At 71.2% G+C, this 15,142-nt stretch carries 14 protein-coding genes and 3 tRNA genes; 7 read left to right on the forward strand and 10 right to left on the reverse strand.

Going from position 1 to position 15,142, the window contains the following annotated elements:
* Positions 1-156: 156 nt before the first annotated feature.
* The 8 genes from ACIRS4_RS33860 to ACIRS4_RS33895 all read right to left on the reverse strand — a co-directional run bounded on the left by ACIRS4_RS33860 (position 157) and on the right by ACIRS4_RS33895 (position 4,867).
* A tRNA-Gly gene (locus ACIRS4_RS33860) sits at positions 157-232 on the reverse strand.
* A gap of 23 nt (positions 233-255) precedes the next feature.
* Positions 256-858, reverse strand: coding sequence for a response regulator (locus ACIRS4_RS33865; RefSeq protein ID WP_404203451.1), 603 nt, complete (start codon positions 856-858; stop codon positions 256-258).
* A 2-nt stretch (positions 859-860) separates the two neighbouring features.
* Positions 861-2,156, reverse strand: a complete 1,296-nt coding sequence (locus ACIRS4_RS33870) for a sensor histidine kinase (protein ID WP_404203378.1) — start codon at positions 2,154-2,156, stop codon at positions 861-863.
* Between the two features lie 28 nt (positions 2,157-2,184).
* Complete coding sequence (locus tag ACIRS4_RS33875) at positions 2,185-3,009, reverse strand: ABC transporter permease (protein ID WP_404203380.1); 825 nt, start codon at positions 3,007-3,009, stop codon at positions 2,185-2,187.
* Positions 3,006-4,022, reverse strand: coding sequence for an ABC transporter ATP-binding protein (locus ACIRS4_RS33880; RefSeq protein ID WP_404203382.1), 1,017 nt, complete (start codon positions 4,020-4,022; stop codon positions 3,006-3,008). The genes ACIRS4_RS33875 and ACIRS4_RS33880 overlap by 4 nt, the downstream gene beginning before the upstream one ends.
* 155 nt (positions 4,023-4,177) lie before the next feature.
* Positions 4,178-4,250, reverse strand: a tRNA-Gly gene (locus tag ACIRS4_RS33885).
* 80 nt (positions 4,251-4,330) lie between these two features.
* Positions 4,331-4,402, reverse strand: a tRNA-Gly gene (locus tag ACIRS4_RS33890).
* A gap of 147 nt (positions 4,403-4,549) precedes the next feature.
* Positions 4,550-4,867 carry an Lsr2 family protein gene (locus ACIRS4_RS33895; protein WP_404203384.1) on the reverse strand — a complete coding sequence of 106 codons (318 nt, stop codon included), beginning with the start codon at positions 4,865-4,867 and terminating at the stop codon, positions 4,550-4,552.
* 334 nt (positions 4,868-5,201) lie between these two features.
* Between ACIRS4_RS33895 and purS the strand changes: the two genes are divergently transcribed.
* From purS to purM, 6 genes are all read left to right on the forward strand, one after another.
* Positions 5,202-5,465 (forward strand): phosphoribosylformylglycinamidine synthase subunit PurS, encoded by a 264-nt coding sequence (purS, locus tag ACIRS4_RS33900; protein ID WP_015659417.1) that lies wholly within the window; start codon positions 5,202-5,204, stop codon positions 5,463-5,465.
* Positions 5,462-6,142, forward strand: a complete 681-nt coding sequence (purQ, locus tag ACIRS4_RS33905; RefSeq protein WP_404203387.1) for a phosphoribosylformylglycinamidine synthase subunit PurQ — start codon at positions 5,462-5,464, stop codon at positions 6,140-6,142. The genes purS and purQ overlap by 4 nt, the downstream gene beginning before the upstream one ends.
* A complete protein-coding gene (gene purL / locus ACIRS4_RS33910; RefSeq protein WP_404203389.1) occupies positions 6,139-8,397 on the forward strand; it encodes a phosphoribosylformylglycinamidine synthase subunit PurL in 2,259 nt (752 codons plus the stop codon). The genes purQ and purL overlap by 4 nt, the downstream gene beginning before the upstream one ends.
* 119 nt (positions 8,398-8,516) lie before the next feature.
* Complete coding sequence (locus ACIRS4_RS33915) at positions 8,517-9,314, forward strand: sterol carrier family protein (protein ID WP_404203391.1); 798 nt, start codon at positions 8,517-8,519, stop codon at positions 9,312-9,314.
* 219 nt (positions 9,315-9,533) lie between these two features.
* Positions 9,534-11,060 carry an amidophosphoribosyltransferase gene (purF, locus tag ACIRS4_RS33920; protein WP_130439424.1) on the forward strand — a complete coding sequence of 509 codons (1,527 nt, stop codon included), beginning with the start codon at positions 9,534-9,536 and terminating at the stop codon, positions 11,058-11,060.
* 44 nt (positions 11,061-11,104) lie between these two features.
* Positions 11,105-12,184 carry a phosphoribosylformylglycinamidine cyclo-ligase gene (gene purM / locus ACIRS4_RS33925; protein WP_404203395.1) on the forward strand — a complete coding sequence of 360 codons (1,080 nt, stop codon included), beginning with the start codon at positions 11,105-11,107 and terminating at the stop codon, positions 12,182-12,184.
* A gap of 85 nt (positions 12,185-12,269) precedes the next feature.
* On the opposite strand, the gene ACIRS4_RS33930 is transcribed toward purM, so the two are convergent.
* Both ACIRS4_RS33930 and ACIRS4_RS33935 read right to left on the reverse strand, forming a co-directional pair.
* Positions 12,270-12,521, reverse strand: a complete 252-nt coding sequence (locus ACIRS4_RS33930; protein WP_130439428.1) for a DUF3073 domain-containing protein — start codon at positions 12,519-12,521, stop codon at positions 12,270-12,272.
* Positions 12,522-12,894: 373 nt separating this feature from the next.
* Positions 12,895-13,998, reverse strand: a complete 1,104-nt coding sequence (locus tag ACIRS4_RS33935) for a Leu/Phe/Val dehydrogenase (protein ID WP_404203397.1) — start codon at positions 13,996-13,998, stop codon at positions 12,895-12,897.
* Positions 13,999-14,241: 243 nt separating this feature from the next.
* Here ACIRS4_RS33935 and ACIRS4_RS33940 point away from each other — a divergent pair, with 243 nt between their 5' ends.
* A complete protein-coding gene (locus ACIRS4_RS33940; protein WP_404203399.1) occupies positions 14,242-15,084 on the forward strand; it encodes a hypothetical protein in 843 nt (280 codons plus the stop codon).
* Positions 15,085-15,142: the final 58 nt, after the last annotated feature.

A 15,142-nucleotide genomic window follows, 5' to 3' on the forward strand; every position in this document is an offset into this window, starting at 1 on the left:
CGACAACGCGGCGAGCGCGCGTGCCAGGCGTCGCGAGCCTGGGGGCACCTCCCACGCCCTTAGGGCAGTGGGGGAGGGACTTTCGAAACACGCCCCAGTGCCCCGGCAGGACCGAAACGACGAAGACCCCGGTCCAGTGGACCGGGGTCTTCGCAATGGAGCGGACGACGAGGTTCGAACTCGCGACCTCAACCTTGGCAAGGTTGCGCTCTACCAACTGAGCTACGTCCGCAGTGCGCCGTGGCGCGAGAGCAACTATACCCAACCGCGCTCACGTGCGAGACGCACCGCCGCGTGCCGGTTCTCCGCCCCCAGCTTGGACACGGCCGACGAGAGGTAGTTCCGCACGGTCCCCGGCGACAGCGTGGCCCGCTCCGCGATCTCCGCCACGGGCGCGCCGTCGGCGGCGAGTTCCAGCACCTCCGTCTCCCGGGCGGTCAGCGGCGAGTCCCCGGAGGCGATCGCGTCGGCGGCCAACTCGGGGTCGACGTACCGGTTCCCTGCGTGCACGGTCCGGATGATCTCCGCGAGACGCTGCGCGCTCACCGTCTTGGGGACGAACCCGCGCACACCGGCCGCGAGCGCCCGCTTCAGATGCCCCGGCCGGCCGTGGCTGGTCACGATCAGCACCCGGCAGTCGGGCAGCTCGGTCCGCAGCGATGTGGCGACCTTCACACCGTCCGCGCCCGGCATCTGCAGGTCCAGGACGGCGACGTCCGGCCGGTGCGCCCGCGCCATCGCCAGCGCCTCCGGGCCGGTGGCCGCCTCGGCGACGATCAGGAGGTCGTCCTCCAGCGACAGGAGCGCGGCCAGCGCGCCCCGGATCAGATGCTCGTCGTCGGCGAGCAGCACCCGCATCGTCACGAGGCGACCTCGCTCAGTGCGGCGGTCCCGCTCAGCGGCACCTCGGCCACCACCCGGAACGTCCCGGCCTGAGCGAACCCGGCCTCCAGCGTCCCGTCGACCAGCCGCAGGCGCTCCCGCAACCCGGCGAGCCCCGATCCCCCGCCCCGGCCCCCACCCCCACCACCGCCGGAGCCTGCCCCGCCGGCCCCGTCGTTCTCCACCGTCAGCACCACAAGCCCCTCAGTCACCCGTAGTTCCACCGAACACCGCGCGGCGTCGCCGTGCCGCAGCACATTGGTGGTGCTCTCCCGCACCACCCAGCCGAGCGCCGACTGCACCTCCGCGGGCAGCCCCGCCGCCTCCCCGCGTACCTCGCAGTCGATCCCGGCGGCCGTCAACACCCCTTGAGCCCCGGTGAGTTCGACCCCGAGGTCGGCCTCCCGATAGCCGCGTACGACATCCCGCACCTCCCGCTGCGACTCCTGCGCGATCCGCTGGACCTCGATCATCTGCTCCACGGCCTCGGGCCGCCCCCGCCGGGCCAGCTGCACCGCCAGCTCGCTCTTCAGCGCGATCACGGCCAGGTTCCGTCCCATCACGTCGTGCAGGTCCCGCCCGAACCGCAGCCGTTCCTCGGCGACGGCCAGCCGGGCCCGGGTCTCGCGGGCCTCGTCGAGCTCGTACACGGCGTTCAGGAGCCAGACGGAGAAGACGAACGTGGCGGCGAGGAACGCGCCGCCGAGCAGCACCGCCGTCGTCGACCCCAGGACGGCCGGCACGGGCGCTCCGAAGGCGAGCATCAGGGCGCCGCTGCCCAGGGTGTAGCCGACGACGACCGCGCTCACGCGCCGCCAGCCGCGCACGCACAGCGTGGAGTTGCCCGCGGCGAAGACCAGGGTGACTCCGTAGACCCCGCCGGCCGCGGGTTCTACGCCGTCGCGGCCCCCGTCGTGCTCGGCGACCCACAGCGCGAGGACGCCGACCGCCGCCGTGGCCGCGGCGAGCGCCCACATCAGCCGGACGGGCCGGGGGCGGCGTCCACGCGTCCAGTCCAGCGCCCGCGAGGCCATCACCGCGCAGAGCACGCAGTGTCCGACCACCAGGAGCGGCAGCCACAGCGCGGCCCCCGTCCACAGTCCGCCGCCGAACGGCAGGGCCGCCGTGCTGAGTTCTGCCAGCGCGAAGAAGTGGAACGTCCACCGCGTGTACGTCTCCACCTTCGCGGGCGTGCTTTTGCGCCCCCACCAGCCGCCCGCCCCGCCCACCCGTACGCCTGCCTCGCCCACCCGTGCGTCTCCCCCGACCGTCATCCGTGCATCTCCCCCGTCCCCCGGACCGTCAGCGCCGGGGCTCCCACCGGAACCACCGCCCTACAGCAAACACCGCCAGCACGGTCCAGGCCAGCGCGGTCGCCAGGCAGCCCAGCGCCTCGTACGCCGAGAGGTCACCGCTCCAGCCACTGCGGACGAGGGTGATGACCGGGCTGAGCGGCAGCAGTTCGAGCATGGAGGCGGCCCGGTCGGGCAGCATTTCCAAGGGCACGCTGACGCCGGAGGCCACCATCGAGAGCAGCAGGAACGGCAGCGTGGTGACCTGAGCGCTCTCCACGGTGCGGGTCAGGCTCGACGTGAGAGCCGCCAGCGCCGCGCACATCACCAGGCCCAGCAGCACCCCTGGCACGACGAGTTGGGGTGACTCGGGCGCGGGGACGTCGAGGAAGGCGACGCAGCCGACCGCCATCACCAGACACTGGATCAGCCCCAGGAGCACCACCGGCAGCGCCGATCCGGCGATGACCTCGACGTCCCGCAGCTCACCGGTGCGCAGCCGCTTCAGCACGAGCTCCTCGCGCCGGGCGGTGTAGATCGCGGTGAGCGCCGCGTACACGCCGAACAGCAGCGAGAACCCGATCGCGGCGGGCAGCAGCACCAGCCCGACGGTGAGCCCGGCGTCCTTGATGTCCATGTCCTCGAGGAACGGCCGCAGACTGAACGGCAGGCCGAACGGCACCAGCACGCCCGTGAGGATCGTGGCCTTGCTCCGCCCGAGCAACGCCAGCTCGGCGCGGCCGAGAGCCGCCATCCGACTGGCAGGCGTGGTGACTGCCCCCCGGCGCGCCCCCGTCGACACCGCGTCCGAACCCTTGACCATGGCGCCGCTCATGCCGCGACCTCCCGCTCCGAAGACGTCTCCACCGCACCCGCCGTACCGGACGCGCCCACGGCGCCCGCCGTACCCACCGCTGCCGCCGCGTCCCGGGCGATCCCGAGGAACGCCTCCTCCAGCGACGCCGACCGCACGTCCAGCCCCCGCAGCTCGACCCCGGCCCGTTCGGCCCAGACCAGCAGCCCGGTGGCCGCCCGCTGCAACTCCCGTGTCCGCAGCAGTACGACCCGGTCGTCGACCTCGTGGTCGCACACCCCCAGCTCGCCCAGCGGCGGCAGGTCGCCGACGAAGTACCCCTCGGGCAGCCGGAAGGAGATCCGGGAGGGCTGGGCGGCGGTCACCTCGGCGGGGGTGCCGGCGGCCGCGATGCGTCCCTGGTGCAGGATGGCCAGCCGGTCGGCGAGGCCCTCCGCCTCCTCCAGGTAGTGCGTGGTCAGCAGCACCGTCGTCCCTGCGTCGCGCAGCGCGCGGACCAGGTTCCAGGTGTCGCGGCGGCCCTCGGCGTCCAGGCCGGTGGTCGGCTCGTCGAGGAACAGCACCTCCGGCTCGCCGAGCAGCGCGAGCGCCAGGTCGAGCCGCCGCCGCTCACCGCCGGACAGCTGCTTCACCCGTACGCCGGCCTTCCCGGCGAGTCCGACGAGGCCCAGCGCCTCGTCGACCGGGCGGGCGCCGCTGACGCAGCCCGCCCACATCCGCGCGGTCTCCCTGACGGTCAGCTCCGAGGGGAAGCCGCCTTCCTGCAGCATCATCCCGGTGCGCGGCCGTACGGCGGCGCGGTCGGCGTAGGGGTCGTGGCCGAGCACCCGCACCCGTCCGCCGTCGGGCCGCGCCAGCCCCTCCAGCAGTTCGACCGTCGACGTCTTGCCGGCCCCGTTCGTGCCCAGCAGCGCGAAGATTTCGCCGCGGCCCACGTGGAAAGAGATCCCGCGCACCGCCTCGAACCCGCCCCCGTACACACGCCGGAGGTCGGTGACCTCGATCACGTGCTCTTTCGTGTCCCTGGCTTCCATGACTTCAGCGTCCCGGCAGTCGGACTCCGTCGGCAGTGCGCGCTGTCACCACTCCCTATGACAAATGTCAGCAGCCGACGGGCGGGGTGTGATCGGACAGCGCGGTGAGGGCACACGAAAAGACCCCGGTCCGATGGACCGGGGTCTGATTCCCGAGCGGACGACGAGGTTCGAACTCGCGACCTCAACCTTGGCAAGGTTGCGCTCTACCAACTGAGCTACGTCCGCATTGCCTCCGACCGGCTCTCACCGATCGGCGCGAGCACCAGCCTACCCGATCGAACAGCTTGATCGGGACGGTGATGCAGAGCGGGTGACAGGGATCGCACACTGCGCCTTCCCCCTGGAAGGGGGATGTTCTACTACTGAACTACACCCGCGTGGCCTCCGTGAGCTGGGCTTTTCGGCCCTGCCCGGCGGCGTGCTCCAGACATTAGCCGACCATGTGGGGGGTAGCGCAAGTCGGTTGCCCCCGGGGCCCGCTGAGGGCCCCGGGAGGACGCCGGCGCAGGGCGGGCGCGGGCGGCTCAGCGGGCGTCGGCGAACGCCTCGTAGACCTTCTTCGGGATCCGCCCGCGCGCGGGGACCTCCAGCTTGTTGGCCTGGGCCCAGGCCCGGACCGCCGCCGGGTCCGGGGCGACCTCCGTCTGCTTGTACGCCTTGCCGGACCTGGACCGCTTGCGGCCGGCCTCCACGTAGGGCGCGAGCGCCTTACGCAGTTTCCTGGCATTGGCTTCATTCAGGTCGATCTCGTACGACTTGCCGTCGAGTCCGAAGGCGATCGTTTCCGCCGCTTCCGAGCCGTCGATGTCGTCAAAGAGAGTGACCACGACCTTCTGCGCCACGAATATCGGTCCCTTCGTTCGGCGCGGCATACAGCTCAGCTGCGTGCGACGTGCCGAGTCTCGGCTATTTCCAATTCATTTGTACAGTGCGCGGCAATGCAATGGGAAGCCCGACTAAATCTGTCCGCGTGTCCGAGTGCAATAGGTATCCGGGGTTCATCGGGGATCTTTCCCGTAACTTTTCACGTACGTCCCCTTCTGGTACCGGATCGTGATGGCTGTCACGTAGCTTCCTACAACTCTACTCGCGTAGAAATTTTGTGCGGGTAGTCTGAAGACACCTGTTGGAGACATCTGCGGGCACCTGCTCAGCACCACAACACCGGGAGTGCCAGTGGCACGCGTCGTAGTCGACGTCATGCTCAAGCCGGAGATCCTCGACCCCCAGGGCCAGGCGGTGCAGCGCGCACTGCCGCGGCTCGGTTTCGAGGGGATCTCCGACGTACGTCAGGGAAAGCGATTCGAACTGGAAGTTGACGGCCCCGTCGACGAGGCCGCGCTCGCCCGCATCCACGATCTTGCGGAATCCTTCCTCGCCAACACCGTGATCGAGGACTTCACCGTCAAGGTGGAGGAAGTCGCGGAGGCCGCGAAGTGACCGCTCGTATTGGCGTCGTCACTTTCCCGGGCAGCCTCGACGACCGGGACACCCAGCGCGCGATCCGCCTCGCGGGCGCCGAGCCGGTCGCCCTGTGGCACAAGGACAAGAACCTCCACCAGGTCGACGCCGTGGTGCTGTGCGGCGGTTTCTCCTACGGCGACTATCTGCGCGCCGGCGCCATCGCGCGTTTCTCGCCGGTGATGGAGCCCCTGCTGGAGCAGGCCAGGGCCGGACTGCCGGTGCTCGGCATCTGCAACGGCTTCCAGATCCTCACCGAGGCGCACCTGCTGCCCGGCACGATGCTGCGCAACGACCACCTGCACTTCATCTGCCGTGACCAGAAGCTGCGGGTGGAGAACGCGGAGACCGCCTGGACCACCGACTACTCGGCCGGCCAGGAGATCCACATCCCGCTGAAGAACAACGACGGGCAGTACGTCGCCGACGCGTACACGCTCGACAAGCTGGAGGCCGAGGGCCGTGTCGCCTTCCGGTACCTCGACTTCAACCCCAACGGATCACAGCGGGACATCGCCGGCGTCACCAACGAGGCCGGCAACGTCGTGGGCCTGATGCCGCACCCCGAGCACGCCGTGGAGTCGCTCATCGGCACCGGCCGCACCGACGGCCTCCCCTTCTTCACCTCGATCCTCAAGAAGCTGGTCAACGCATGAGCCGGACGCCTCTGGACACGGTCGAGCACGCGGCCGCGACCCCCGACGTCGAGCTGCCCTGGGCCGAACTCGGCCTGAAGAAGGACGAGTACGAGCGGGTGGTGGAGATCCTCGGCCGCCGCCCGACCGGCGCTGAGCTCGCCATGTACTCCGTCATGTGGTCCGAGCACTGCTCGTACAAGTCCTCCAAGGTCCACCTCCGCCAGTTCGGCGAGAAGGCCTCGCAGAGCGATGCGCTGCTGGTCGGCATCGGCGAGAACGCCGGTGTCGTCGACGTCGGCCAGGGCTACGCGGTCACCTTCAAGGTGGAGTCGCACAACCACCCCTCCTACGTCGAGCCCTACCAGGGCGCGGCCACGGGCGTCGGCGGCATCGTGCGCGACATCATCGCGATGGGCGCCCGCCCGGTCGCCGTCGTCGACCCGCTGCGATTCGGCGCGGCCGACCACCCCGACACCAAGCGCGTCCTGCCGGGCGTCGTCGCCGGCATCGGCGGCTACGGCAACTGCCTGGGCCTGCCCAACATCGGCGGCGAGGTCGTCTTCGACGCCTGCTACCAGGGCAACCCGCTGGTCAACGCCGGCGCCATCGGCGTCATGCGGCACGAGGACATCCACCTCGCGAAGGCGTCCGGCGCGGGCAACAAGGTCATCCTCTACGGGGCCCGGACCGGCGGCGACGGCATCGGCGGCGCCTCGATCCTCGCCTCCGAGACCTTCGACGACGCCAAGCCGTCCAAGCGCCCCGCCGTCCAGGTCGGCGACCCCTTCCAGGAGAAGCTCCTCATCGAGTGCACCCTGGAGGCGTTCAAGGAGAAGCTGGTCGTCGGCATCCAGGACCTCGGCGCGGCCGGCCTGTCCTGCGCGACGAGCGAGCTGGCGTCGAACGGCTCCGGCGGCATGCGCGTGACGCTGGACGACGTACCTCTGCGCGACTCCACGCTCTCGCCCGAGGAGATCCTCATGAGCGAGTCGCAGGAACGCATGTGCGCGGTCGTCGAGCCGGAGAAGGTCGACCGCTTCCTGGAGATCTGCGACAAGTGGGACGTCATCGCCACCGTCATCGGTGAGGTGACCGACGGCGACCGCCTGGAGATCTACTGGCACGGCGGCAAGATCGTCGACGTCGACCCGCGCACCGTCGCGCACGACGGCCCGGTCTACGAGCGCCCCTACGCCCGTCCGGACTGGCAGGACGCCCTCCAGGCCGACGACGCGAACAAGCTGCCCCGGCCGGGGACGTCCGAGGAGCTGCGGGACCAGGTCCTGAAGCTGGTCGGCTCCCCCAACCAGGCCTCCAAGCAGTGGATCACCTCCCAGTACGACCACTTCGTACAGGGCAACACCGTCCTCGCCCAGCCCGAGGACTCCGGCATGATCCGCATCGACGAGGAGACCGGCCTCGGCGTCGCCATCGCCACCGACGGCAACGGCCGCTACGCCAAGCTGGACCCGTACCACGGCGCCCAGCTGGCCCTCGCGGAGGCGTACCGCAACGTCGCCACCACCGGCGCCAAGCCGCTCGCCGTCTCCGACTGCCTGAACTTCGGCTCGCCCGAGGACCCGGCCGTCATGTGGCAGTTCGCGGAGGCCATCCGCGGCCTGGCGGACGCCTGCCGGCAACTCGGTACCCCGGTGACCGGCGGCAACGTCTCCCTCTACAACCAGACGGGCGAGGTGGCCATCCACCCCACCCCGGTCGTGGCCGTCCTCGGCGTCATCGACGACGTGGCCCGCCGCACCCCGGTCGCCTTCCAGGAGGAGGGCCAGCTGCTCTACCTCCTCGGCGACACCCATGAGGAGTTCGGCGGCTCGGCCTGGTCCCAGGTCGTCCACGACCACCTCGGCGGTCTGCCGCCCAAGGTGGACCTGGAGCGGGAGCGGCTCCTCGCCGAGATCCTGATCTCCGCCTCCCGCGACGGCATGATCGACTCCGCGCACGACCTGTCCGACGGCGGCCTGATCCAGGCGGTCGTCGAGTCGGCGCTGCTCGGCGGCAAGGGCGCGCGGCTGATCGTGCCGGACGGGCTGGACGCGTTCACCTTCCTGTTCTCCGAGTCGGCGGGCCGCGCGGTCGTCGCCGTCCCGCGCTCGGAGGAGGTCCGCTTCAACGACATGTGCGGCGCCCGGGGCCTGCCGGCCACCCGCATCGGTGTGGTCGACGGGGACACCGTGGACGTCCAGGGCGAGTTCGCGCTCTCCCTGGCCGAACTGCGCACGGCGCACGAGGAGACGATCCCGGCGCTGCTGGCGTAAGGACCCTGGACGGCCTCCTGAGCCGTCGTACGACGCCGAAGGCCCCGCCCGTCGAGATGATTCTCGGCGGGCGGGGCCTTCGGCCGTCCCCGGATGTGCCGCCGCATAGGCTCATGGGCATGTCCCCGGCGAAGAAGCGCACCAGGAGCTACGACCCCGCCAAGATCCGCGCGGCCGTCCTAGGCCAGTTCGGGCACGTCCATCTGGCCGTCCGCCGGCTCACCCCCGAGCAACTGGCCCTCCCCACACGGCTGGACGGATGGAACGTGCGGGCTCTGGTCGCGCACGTCGGGACAGCCCTCACGGCGGTCGGCCGGGCCCTCGCTCTCCCGGAGCCGGCGCGACAGGACGCGACGGTCCTCGACTGGCCGTTCGCGACCGCGGCGAACGCCGCGGCCATCGACGAGTTCACCCGCGGGCTCGCCGAGAGCACCCCCGACCTGGACGTCCACCTCACCGGCGTGGCCCGGCAGCTCGCCGAGCAGCTCGACGCCCACCCCGGCGACAGGCTGCTGCAGACCGGCGCCGGGGCCATGCCGCTCGGCGACTACCTGGTCACGCGCGCCGTCGAACTCGTCGTCCACACCGACGATCTCAACGCCGCCGTCCCGGGTCTGGACGTCCCCTACGACCGCCAGGCCCTCGCCGCCACCACCCGGCTCCTCGCCGACGCCCTCGCGGTCAGGGCGCCCGGCGGCGCGACCGAGGTGCGGGTGCCGCCGTTCGCCGTCGTGCAGTGCGTCGAGGGGCCCAAGCACACGCGGGGCACCCCGCCCAACGTCGTCGAGACCGACCCGCTGACCTGGATCCGGCTGGCGACCGGACGGCTCGCCTGGGCGGACGCGGTCGCCGAAGCGAAGGTGAGTGCGAGCGGCGAGCGCGCCGACCTCGCGTCGCTGCTGCCGCTGATGTCCTGACACCGACGCCGATCGGTGTGCGACACCTCACTCGCGCCCTTCCGAAGGGCTCCGGGGCGGGCCCCGCGGGAGCGCTCCCGGCACCTCGAAGGGGCGGCGAAATGCGGCCCTGAGCTGCGTAAACGCGCCCAGGGGAGGAGGCCGCGGCGGCACAAGATCGAGTTACCGGCGGGTATCCCCAATTCGGACCAGTGGACGACCTCGCCTACACTCGATGACGTGCCACGTGGTGACGGTCGACTCAGTCATGATCTGCTCCCCGGCGAGAAGGGCCCCCAGGACGCTTGCGGCGTCTTCGGTGTCTGGGCTCCGGGTGAAGAGGTCGCCAAGCTCACTTACTTCGGGCTCTACGCCCTCCAGCATCGGGGTCAGGAATCCGCGGGAATCGCGGTCAGCAACGGCTCCCAGATCCTCGTCTTCAAGGACATGGGCCTCGTGTCCCAGGTCTTCGACGAGACCTCGCTCGGTTCGCTCCAGGGTCACATCGCGGTCGGACACGCCCGCTACTCGACCACCGGGGCCTCCGTGTGGGAGAACGCCCAGCCGACGTTCCGCGCCACCGCGCACGGATCGATCGCGCTCGGCCACAACGGCAATCTCGTCAACACCGCCCAGCTCGCCGAGATGGTCGCCGACCTGCCCAAGCAGGAGGGGCGCACCCAGCGCGTGGCGGCCACCAACGACACCGACCTGCTCACCGCGCTCCTCGCGGCCCAGGTCGACGAGGACGGCAAGCCCCTGACCATCGAGGAGGCCGCCCACGCGGTCCTGCCGAAGGTCCGCGGCGCCTTCTCCCTCGTCTTCATGGACGAGCACACCCTCTACGCCGGCCGCGACCCGCAGGGCATCCGCCCGCTGGTCCTCGGCCGGCTGGAGCGCGGCTGGGTCGTCGCCTCCGAGACCGCCGCCCTCGACATCACGGGCGCCAGCTTCGTCCGCGAGATAGAGCCGGGCGAGTTCGTGGCGATCGACGAGAACGGTCTGCGCACCTCCCGATTCGCGGAAGCGAAGCCCAAGGGCTGTGTCTTCGAGTACGTGTACCTGGCCCGCCCGGACACCGACATCGCCGGCCGCAACGTGTACCTCTCCCGCGTGGAGATGGGCCGCAAGCTCGCCAAGGAAGCGCCGGCCGAGGCCGACCTGGTGATAGCGACCCCGGAGTCCGGCACCCCGGCCGCCATCGGCTACGCGGAGGCCTCCGGAATCCCCTTCGGCTCCGGCCTGGTCAAGAACGCCTACGTCGGCCGGACCTTCATCCAGCCCTCGCAGACCATCCGGCAGCTCGGCATCCGCCTGAAGCTGAACCCGCTGAAGGAAGTCATCAAGGGCAAGCGCCTGGTCGTCGTCGACGACTCCATCGTGCGCGGCAACACCCAGCGGGCCCTGGTCCGCATGCTGCGTGAGGCGGGCGCCGCCGAGGTCCACATCAGGATCTCCTCGCCGCCGGTGAAGTGGCCCTGCTTCTTCGGCATCGACTTCGCCACGCGCGCGGAGCTGATCGCCAACGGCATGACCATCGACGAGATCGGCACCTCGCTCGGCGCCGACTCCCTGGCGTACATCTCCATCGACGGCATGATCGAGGCGACGACCATCGCCAAGCCGAACCTGTGCCGCGCCTGCTTCGACGGTGAGTACCCGATGGAGCTCCCGGACCCCGAGCTGCTCGGCAAGCAGCTGTTGGAGACGGAGCTGGCCGCCGGCCCCGCCGCCACGGCCGCCGCCGACGCGATCCGCCGCCCGTAGACGGTCCGTAACACCCGCCGTACGACACGAAGGTTCTCCTAGCCATGTCTGAGACCCCCATCGCCGAGGGCGGCGCCAGCTACGCAGCCGCGGGCGTCGACATCGACGCGGGCGACCGCGCCGTGGAGCTGATGAAGGAGTGGGTGAAGAAGACGCAGCGCCCCGAGGTCCTCGGCGGCCTCGGCGGCTTCGCCGGCCTCTTCGACGCCTCCGCCCTCAAGCGCTACGAGCGCCCGCTGCTCGCCTCCGCCACGGACGGCGTCGGCACCAAGGTGGACGTCGCGCGCCGGCTCGGCGTCTACGACACCATCGGCCACGACCTGGTCGCCATGGTGATGGACGACATCGTGGTGTGCGGCGCGGAGCCGCTGTTCATGACCGACTACATCTGTGTCGGCAAGGTCCACCCCGAGCGGGTCGCCGCCATCGTCAAGGGCATCGCCGAGGGCTGTGTGCTGGCCGGCTGCGCCCTGGTGGGCGGTGAGACGGCCGAGCACCCGGGCCTGCTCGGAGAGGACGACTTCGACGTCGCCGGCGCCGGTACGGGCGTCGTGGAGGCCGACCGCCTGCTGGGCCCCGACCGCATCCGCACGGGTGACACGGTGATCGCCATGGCGGCCTCCGGCCTTCACTCCAACGGCTACTCCCTCGTCCGGCACGTCCTGCTGGACCGGGCCGGCCTCTCCCTCGACGCGCACGTCGAGGAGTTCGGCCGCACCCTGGGCGAGGAGCTCCTGGTGCCGACGAAGATCTACTCGCTCGACTGCCTGGCGCTCACCCGCACCACCGACGTGCACGCCTTCTCGCACATCACCGGCGGCGGTCTCGCGGCCAACCTGGCCCGGGTCGTGCCGGACGGGCTGCACGCCGTCGTCGACCGCTCCACCTGGACGCCCGACCCGGTGTTCGACCTCGTCGGCAGGACCGGCCGGGTCGAGCGGCTGGAGCTGGAGAAGACGCTGAACATGGGCGTGGGCATGATCGCGGTGGTCCCGGCGGACTCCACCGACGTGGCCCTGGCGACGCTGGCCGACCGCGGGGTCGACGCCTGGGTCGCCGGCGAGATCACCGAGCGCGGCGAGCACACCACGGGCGCGGAGCTCGTCGGGGACTACGCGGTCTGACGTCTTCGGGCGCCGGACCCCGCGCGCAGCACAAGACCCGGTCGGTGACCGAAGTCACCGACCGGGTGAGTGCTCGAATGCAGGGTCAAGCGCCGCGACGGTGTTGGTGCGGGGACTCCTCGTCCTCGCCATCGTCGTCGTCCCCGTACAGCTCGGCGTACCGGGCGTACGGGTCGTCGTCCTGCTCATCGTCCTCGAACGGCTCGCCATTCGGCGGCATGTTCGATGGCGATGCGCCCAGCTCTTCGGCCAGGCGTGAGAGATCCGTCCCGCCGCTGTTGTACTTCAGCTGGCGGGCGACCTTCGCTTGCTTGGCCTTGGCCCGGCCGCGCCCCATGGCTCGACCCCCTCAACGACGGGGCTCGACGGCCCCAGAGTCTTGACACGCGTTCATGATCCGGAACGGACTCTCCGCAGAGAGGCCGGTCCGTAGGGCTTCCACGGTACCTGAGCCCGCACCCATACGGTACGTCGCCCGTGGCACGCGCGTGTGCACAGAGCCTTCGAGGCGCCCCGTCCTCGCTGGTCAGTGGCGATTTTAACCACTTATCCGCGGCCGACCCGCCGGGAAGAGTGAGAGTTCTCTCCAACTTTCCCCCCGGCGGTACCGGCGAAAGCCTTCGGAGCGACCCCGCGGTCTCATCGGAACCTTGCGCTCCGGTCGGCCGCCGGGCTCGCCGCCCGGCCCTTCGTCCGCCCGGTCGCCCGGCTCACCAGCCGCGCGCCCGGGCCGCGTCGTGCATCCGCTGCTCGGCGATCCGGTCGGCCGCCGCGGCCGGCGGAATCCCGTCTTCCTTCGCACGTGCGAAGATTGCGAGCGTGGTGTCGTAGATCTTCGCGGCCTTCGCCTTGCACCGGTCGAAGTCGAACCCGTGCAGTTCGTCGGCGACCTGGATGACCCCGCCGGCGTTCACCACGTAGTCCGGCGCGTAGAGGATCCCGCGGTCGGCGAGGTCCTTCTCCACACCGGGGTGGGCGAGCTGGTTGTTGGCCGCGCCGCAGACCACCTTGGCGGTGAGCACCGGGACGGAACCGTCGTCGAGCGCCCCGCCGAGGGCGCAGGGGGCGTAGATGTCCAGGCCCTCGACGCGGATCAGCTCCTCGGTGTCCGCGACGGCCGTCACGCCCTGCGGATGCCGGTCGAGGATCCGGCGTACGGCGTCCTCGCGCACGTCCGTGACGACGACCTCCGCGCCCTCGTCGCGCAGGTGGCGCACCAGGTGATGGCCGACCTTGCCGACGCCTGCGACGCCGACCCGGCGGCCGCGCAGGGTGGGGTCGCCCCACAGGTGCTGAGCACTCGCCCGCATGCCCTGGTAGACGCCGAACGCGGTCAGGACGGAGGAGTCGCCCGCGCCGCCGTTCTCCGGGGAGCGTCCGGTCGTCCAGCGGCACTCGCGCGCCACGACGTCCATGTCGGCGACATAGGTGCCGACGTCGCAGGCGGTCACGTACCGCCCCCCGAGCGATGCCACGAAACGGCCGTACGCGAGCAGCAGCTGTTCGGTCTTGATCGTGTCGGGATCGCCGATGATCACGGCCTTGCCGCCGCCGTGGTCGAGTCCGGCCATGGCGTTCTTGTACGACATCCCCCGCGCGAGGTTCAGCGCGTCGGCGACGGCCTCGGCCTCGGTCGCGTAGGGATAGAAGCGGGTGCCGCCGAGGGCGGGGCCCAGGGCGGTGGAGTGGAGGGCGATGACGGCCTTGAGGCCGCTCGCGCGGTCCTGACAGAGCACGACTTGCTCATGACCCCCCTGGTCCGAGTGGAACAGGGTGTGCAGTACATCAGCGTGCGCGCCGGATACGTCGGTCACTGTGGTGACTCCTGGGTAACTAGCGGCGGGTGGGGACGGGGGCCCCGTAGAGGTGGCGGGGCCCGTGGGATGAGCGTAGAGCCTGGACGGTCCGCTGATCGCCTGCTGTGCGCGATCACTTTCCCGCGGGGCGGCGATCCCCTTCTCCCGGAGTAAGCACGCGGGACGATTTCCATGTTTGCGGCCCGGCCCGCGGACGGGCCGGAAGGTTTCCCGGTCGGTCTGACGGGGAGGGAAGGAGGCGTGCCCCAGGTGTCCTCGGTGATCGTTCCGTACGCGGCCTATCTGCGCGTGTACGAGCCGCTGGCCGCCTTCCCCGAGCCGGAGCGCGGCCACTGGGCGCGCTACGCCCGCCGTACCGACCGGCCCTCCTACCAGGACGAACTGCGCCGCTCCCTGGCCGACCTGCTGGCCACCCCGCCGATCGCGGTGCCGGTGCGGGAGAGCGCGGACGCCTTCGTGCTGGAGGTGGAGGGCGTGGTGTGCGTGTGCCCCTGGCGCACCCGGCTGCGCGGCTGGCAGGCCCTGGGGGAACTGGGCGACGAACTGCCCGCGCCGGTGCTGGACGCGGTCCTGCCCCCGGTGGTCCGGCTCCAGGCCGCGCAGGACTACGAGCGCTGGCTGACCCGCAACCCCGACGCTCGCCCCTGGATCCGCACCGCGACCTGGCAGGTCCCGCTGAACTGGTTCGCCCTCGTCTCCGACGAGGAGCGCGAGTACGACGAGGGCACCGCAGGGCTGGCCCCGGTGCTGCGCTACCGCACGCCGATGGTCCAGGCCCGGCGGCGCGTCGCCCGGTCCCTGCGCGCGTTGAAGGACGCCCTCGACGAGGGGCCGTTGATCGAGGGTCTGGTGGACGTGGGGCGCTGGCTGGAAGAGTTCCACCCGCGCTCGCTGGTCGAGCTGGACTACGGCGGGCTGGTCCACGCGCTGCCGGCCGGCGATCTGGAGGGCGACCACTCGGCGGCGGACGTGGCCGCCGGCGTCGACGCGCTGCGCCAGGGGGACGGCGCGGCGGCGGGCGAGGCGTACGGCAGGCTCGTCGAGCGGTGGCGGTCGGTGCGGGACCGGCGCTCCGCGAACTGACGGCGCGGCAGGGGTGGCGGCGCGCAGGGGTGGCGGCGCGGCAGGGGCGACAACGCGC

The sequence above is a fragment of the Streptomyces sp. NPDC101166 genome (assembly GCF_044768125.1).
Lineage (GTDB): Bacteria > Actinomycetota > Actinomycetes > Streptomycetales > Streptomycetaceae > Streptomyces.

What these genes read in the sequence shown, in the direction of transcription:
- ACIRS4_RS33875 (WP_404203380.1), bottom strand. Translation starts at nt 3,009, where the DNA reads ATGAGCGGCGCCATGGTCAAGGGTTCGGACGCGGTGTCGACGGGGGCG.
- ACIRS4_RS33915 (WP_404203391.1), top strand. Translation starts at nt 8,517, where the DNA reads ATGTCCCCGGCGAAGAAGCGCACCAGGAGCTACGACCCCGCCAAGATC.
- purL (WP_404203389.1), top strand. Translation starts at nt 6,139, where the DNA reads ATGAGCCGGACGCCTCTGGACACGGTCGAGCACGCGGCCGCGACCCCC.
- ACIRS4_RS33865 (WP_404203451.1), bottom strand. Translation starts at nt 858, where the DNA reads ATGCGGGTGCTGCTCGCCGACGACGAGCATCTGATCCGGGGCGCGCTG.
- ACIRS4_RS33880 (WP_404203382.1), bottom strand. Translation starts at nt 4,022, where the DNA reads ATGGAAGCCAGGGACACGAAAGAGCACGTGATCGAGGTCACCGACCTC.
- purM (WP_404203395.1), top strand. Translation starts at nt 11,105, where the DNA reads ATGTCTGAGACCCCCATCGCCGAGGGCGGCGCCAGCTACGCAGCCGCG.
- ACIRS4_RS33870 (WP_404203378.1), bottom strand. Translation starts at nt 2,156, where the DNA reads ATGACGGTCGGGGGAGACGCACGGGTGGGCGAGGCAGGCGTACGGGTG.
- ACIRS4_RS33930 (WP_130439428.1), bottom strand. Translation starts at nt 12,521, where the DNA reads ATGGGGCGCGGCCGGGCCAAGGCCAAGCAAGCGAAGGTCGCCCGCCAG.